The sequence below is a fragment of the Haladaptatus sp. genome (assembly GCF_049589095.1).
Lineage (GTDB): Archaea > Halobacteriota > Halobacteria > Halobacteriales > Haladaptataceae > Haladaptatus.
In genome coordinates, this window is the sequence record NZ_JBAWAC010000603.1 from 1 (window position 1) to 4,662 (window position 4,662).

Genomic DNA, 4,662 nt, shown 5'->3' on the forward strand with positions numbered 1-4,662 from the left:
ACGGCAGTCGCGTGCTCGGGGTCGTTCGTGACGGCGTAGACGCGGCTGGCACCGTCGGCGAGCAAACCGGCCGTCGTGTTGCCCATTCCCGCCCCGGCTTCGAGGCAAGTCGCGCCCGAAACCGGACGGTCGGCGAGAGCGGTCCTAACGGTCCGAGGAATGTCCATTGGTGTATCGAGCGAGTTCTAGTGATGGAGTTGCTCCGGAACGGGACTCCGCTCGTGGCGGAGTTTCTCGATGAGCGACCGCTGGGCGGCCTCCTCCATTCCGTCGTAGCGCTCGGCCGCGTCAAGCACCATGGCGACCAGCTTCGGGTCACCCGGGTTGATGACGCTCGTCAATCCCTGTGCGGCCGCAAAGTCGAATCGCTCCGCGATTTCGGCTGGCGTATCGACCGGTTGATACCAGTTCGCGTACGGACGGTCCTCCTCCGGAAGCTCGTCGGTCGAGGGCCACGGTCCCTTCGCGAAGGCTTTGATGCCGAGCGTTCCGATACCCGCATCGTTCGCCCGTTCGATCACCGCTTCGTAGTCGTACTTGTCGTCGTCCTTACCGACGACGACCGGATTCATCGGGAACATCACCGTTTCGAGGTCGTCGATTCGGTCGATGGCGTCGAGGGTGAGCTGTGGGTTCCCGTGACTTGTCAACCCTATGTGGCCGATTCGTCCGTCGGCTTTGGCCTCCCGAAACGCTTCGAGCGCGCCCCCGTTGCCCGTGATAGTGTCCAATTCCTCCTCGTATTCGAGACCGTGTACCTGATACAGGTCGATGTAATCGACGCCGAGGCGGTTGAGTGACGCGTCGAGTTTCCGTTTCGCCCCCTCGTATCCCCGTTCCTGTGTCTTACAGCCTAGGAAAATCTCCTCACGGTGTTGGCGGAGTTTCGGCCCCAGCTTGAGTTCCGCATCGCCGTAGGTCGGGGCGACGTCGAAATGGTTGATGCCATGATCGAGCACGAGTTCGACCATCTGGTTCGCACCCTCCTGTTCGAGCCAGTTGAGCGCGATGGCACCGAACGTCATGATCGAACTGTCGTGACCGGTGGTCCCCAATGAGCGCGTCTGCATAGTAGTTAGTTACTGCGGGTCAACAAAAGCGTATGTCTCGGGGAATCAATCGGCGGGCTGGGAGTCGCGGTTCAGGAAGAGCCGCGAGATTTCCGCACCGAGGTCGTCGCCGGCGTGCGTCTCCTCGACCTGTGTGTACACGAGGACGAGGCCGAAGGCCGCCAGCGCGGCGGCGAACACGAACGGGACGACGTAGCCGAAGCCGACGAGCCACCCACCCGCGAGCGGGCCGATGGCGGTTCCGAGACCGAACGCCATCGTCAGCACCGAGAGCGTCGTCCCGGCGTTCGAGTTCCGCGCGATGTCGCCGGCGAGCGCGAAGGCGGGCGCGAACACCATCGCACCCGCGATTCCTTGCACGAACCGAGCGCCGATCATTCCGAGCGGCGTCGCGACGAGTCCCTGTGCGACCGTCGCGGGAATGAGGAAGACGAGACCGATGAGGATGAACGGCTTCCGGCCGTACTTGTCGCTCGCGGTGCCGACGGGCGTCTGCATGACGACCTGTCCGAGCGTGAACGCCGCGAACTCGATCCCGAACAACGTCGCACTCTGCCCGAGGTGGTGGTTGATGATGCTCTCGAGGGGCGAGAGGATGGCAATGCCGATGGCCATGAACAGCGAGGCGATACCGAGCGTGAACACGGAGTCGAGGGTGCCATGACCATCGTGTTGCTCGAAGACGGCGATACTGTGTTCGCCGCCCGCGTCCGCCGTGTGCTCCGCGTCGAAATCGACATCGGGGTCGCTCACCAGCACGAAGACGAGGACTGTGCCAATGAGTGCGCCGAGCGTCGCGATGTAGAACGCCGCCTCGAAGCCCGTGATTCCGTAGCCGAGGAGCGTGTATGGACCGCCGTAGATGACGGTGCCCGCTGCGATGGGACCGATACCGAACCCGAGCATGCGGAACGTGTTGAACACGCCCATCGACCCGCCACGGTTGTCGTCCGTGGAGAGGTCGTTCACGAGTGCGATGGTCGCTGGTACGGTGACGGCAACGCCGATGCCCTGCCCGATGCGGATGAGGAGCATTGCGCTGTAATTCCCGGCGAGGGAGTATGCGAAGTTCGAAACCGCGAGTATGATGAGGCCGACGACGACGAAGACCTTCCGCTTCCCGGTCTTATCCGAAAGTCTCCCCGCGATGGGTTGCACGCCGCTCATGAAGAAGCCAAACGCTGAGAGGATGAGCCCCGTGACGAGGGCGGTGCTGAGGCCGAACGTCCCGCCGCTCACCATACCGCTCCCGATGTAGAGTGGGAGGACGATGATGAGAAACGAGTTCCCAATGGAATCAGCCATCCGCGCGAACGCGAGCGCGAGAACGCGGCGGTCGGTGTCGAGGATACCCACTATCGGGGCCCCCTGTTGATCCTACTGTGTTCGCTGTGGCTCCGGGTCATATCTTACTAACCAATCAGTCAGCCATCCGCTTAAACGTTCGGTTCGCGACAACCGATGAATTGCGAATAACACCGACGACCATCTGTGACGTTGAAACGTCGGTGATAACCGAACACACGGGGTGCTTTCACATACCTAGCTGACTGATTCGTCAGTAAGTCAATTGTGATATCGTGAGCGTACTGAACGGGTCGAGAGCGATATCTAGTCGATCATTTCGTCAGGGGGAGACCACATCGAAAACCTCCATCACGCGTCTGTAATTACGTCCCCGAAAGCGTCCGTGTAACCGCGCTGCGGAACCGCCGCCCGCTGTACGCGAAAAGGACGGCGATCCAAAGCGTGACGACGCCGGTGGGGTAGACGGTGATTTGGTTCTGGTCGTTCAACGCGAGGGCGAAGCGCAACATCTCCAGTCCGGAGATGAACAGCAACCCGGCGGTTATCCGTCGGTCGCCATAGCCGAGGTATCCGAGCCCGGCGGCTAGCAACGCCAGTAGATAACAGACGACGCCGACCGTCTGCATGATCATGAAATCGGGGGTGAACGGTGTGAACGCAGGCACCGAAAAGAAGTTGAAACCGGAGAGGCCGACTTTGGTCGAACCGAACATGAAGATGACGTAGTACCCCTTCGGCCAAGTTACGATCTCCCACGGGATGAGTCCAACGAGCACCAACACCGCGGCACGATAGTATCCCCACCTGTCCCGACCGCCCCTCGACCGAACCGTCGTGTCGCCAAGGTCTTCGCTCATTACAGGAAATGAGTACGCAACGACCAAAAAGAATTGTTACCCTGATGATCGAAGCGAACGCAGTCGGCGGAGTTTTGAAAGGATGCCCCGAAAAATCACAGCACCCGGAACACGCGGACGGTATCGCGGTTGGTCGGCTCACAGACGAGTTGGGCAAGGCCCAACTCTGAGAACACCCGTTTCCAGTCCCGGAAGTAGAGGGGGAAGTCGTCGTTGACGTAACTCACTTTCTCGTCACCGCGACCGCGCTGCGGGCTGTTGCCCTCATTTTCGGCGGTGATCAGCAGGTCGCTCGTGACGCGGATCAGCTCCTCGAACACCCACGTATTCTCGGGGTGGATGTGCTGTAAGGTCTCCACGGAGTAGACGACGTCGAATGCGTCGTCGAGGAATTCGGGAATCACGTCCTCTATCGCACCCGTGTGGAACGTCCCTGTCGAGGCGAGGTGTGGGTGGCGCTCGGCCATCACATCGAACGAGTCGTCGTTGATGTCGATGCCGGACAGGTTTTTGAACCCGTTGTCGCGGAGGTGGGCGAGGTGACGGCCGGAGCCACAGCCGACTTCGAGGATGGCGGCGTCCTTGTGTGCATAGTAATCGAGCACGGTGGCGAGCGTCCGGCTCACCTCGTTCGGCCCGATCTTTGCATAGTATGCGGGCGAGTAGTCACCCGACCGTTCGGCCCAACCGCGGCGATTGTCGTCCGGTTCCATACGCTTGATTTCGAGGCCGGGAAGTTAAGCCTCTCTCAACGGATTGTCGAGACTGAGCTCACCGTCACGGTCGCTTTATCGAGTGAAAATGAGTGTACTGAACGCCGCAATATGCAACGTAGTCATCAGCGATTATGGTTAGTCCTTCGAGCCGAGAAGGGTTTGACTGGCCTCGTTCGAGGACTGAGTTCCTCCATCATGGGCGGGAATACGAGCCGTCAAAACAGCGATCACTCCGGATGTCAGGATGACGGACGCCAGTGCGGCCCGAAGCCCAACTGATTCTGCGAGTCCACCGATGAGGGCTGGAGAAATGATAAACGCGCTCCACCCGACGGTCGAGACGACCGAGCTCGCTTCGCCTGCTCGTCCTGGTGCAAAATCGCCAGCCAATGAGTAGCCAATCGGCGAAACGACCGACATCGAGAGCCCGACGATAAATAGCCCGGCGAGAATGAAGAGTGGAATGGTGGTTGCGACCGAGAGAACCATCCCGACAGCACCGAGTACCCCTGCCAATCGAAGGATTCGACGTCGGTCGAATCTGCTGATCAACCGTGCACCTATCAACCGACCAATTGCCATCGCAGCGTGAAACAAAGCGACACCGGAAGCGCCAATGATCGCGGGAAGGGTTAGCCATGACCGCAGATAGATAGCCGACCAATTTTCGATGGTCCCCTCCGCAAAATAGCTGAGAAAGACGATTCCAGC

5 protein-coding genes and 1 pseudogene are annotated in these 4,662 nt (G+C 60.2%); all 6 read right to left on the reverse strand.

Translation table 11 applies throughout. From position 1 onward, the window contains the following. Positions 1–167: pseudogene (locus tag WBV42_RS18905) on the reverse strand (class I SAM-dependent methyltransferase); the annotation flags it as partial. Between the two features lie 18 nt (positions 168–185). Then, positions 186–1,070, reverse strand: coding sequence for an aldo/keto reductase (locus tag WBV42_RS18910; RefSeq protein ID WP_423987410.1), 885 nt, complete (start codon positions 1,068–1,070; stop codon positions 186–188). Positions 1,071–1,115: 45 nt separating this feature from the next. Next, a complete protein-coding gene (locus tag WBV42_RS18915) occupies positions 1,116–2,426 on the reverse strand; it encodes an MFS transporter (protein WP_423987411.1) in 1,311 nt (436 codons plus the stop codon). A gap of 314 nt (positions 2,427–2,740) precedes the next feature. Further along, a complete protein-coding gene (locus tag WBV42_RS18920) occupies positions 2,741–3,235 on the reverse strand; it encodes a hypothetical protein (protein ID WP_423987412.1) in 495 nt (164 codons plus the stop codon). A 95-nt stretch (positions 3,236–3,330) separates the two neighbouring features. Beyond that, entirely contained in the window at positions 3,331–3,948 is a 618-nt protein-coding gene (locus WBV42_RS18925) for a class I SAM-dependent methyltransferase (protein ID WP_423987413.1), read from the reverse strand. Between the two features lie 138 nt (positions 3,949–4,086). Continuing rightward, a partial coding sequence (locus tag WBV42_RS18930; RefSeq protein WP_423987414.1) for an MFS transporter occupies positions 4,087–4,662 on the reverse strand: 576 nt, incomplete at its 5' end.

Excerpts from the sequence above, each read along its gene's own strand:
- WBV42_RS18910 (WP_423987410.1), bottom strand. The coding sequence starts at position 1,070 with ATGCAGACGCGCTCATTGGGGACCACCGGTCACGACAGTTCGATCATG.
- WBV42_RS18920 (WP_423987412.1), bottom strand. The coding sequence starts at position 3,235 with ATGAGCGAAGACCTTGGCGACACGACGGTTCGGTCGAGGGGCGGTCGG.
- WBV42_RS18925 (WP_423987413.1), bottom strand. The coding sequence starts at position 3,948 with ATGGAACCGGACGACAATCGCCGCGGTTGGGCCGAACGGTCGGGTGAC.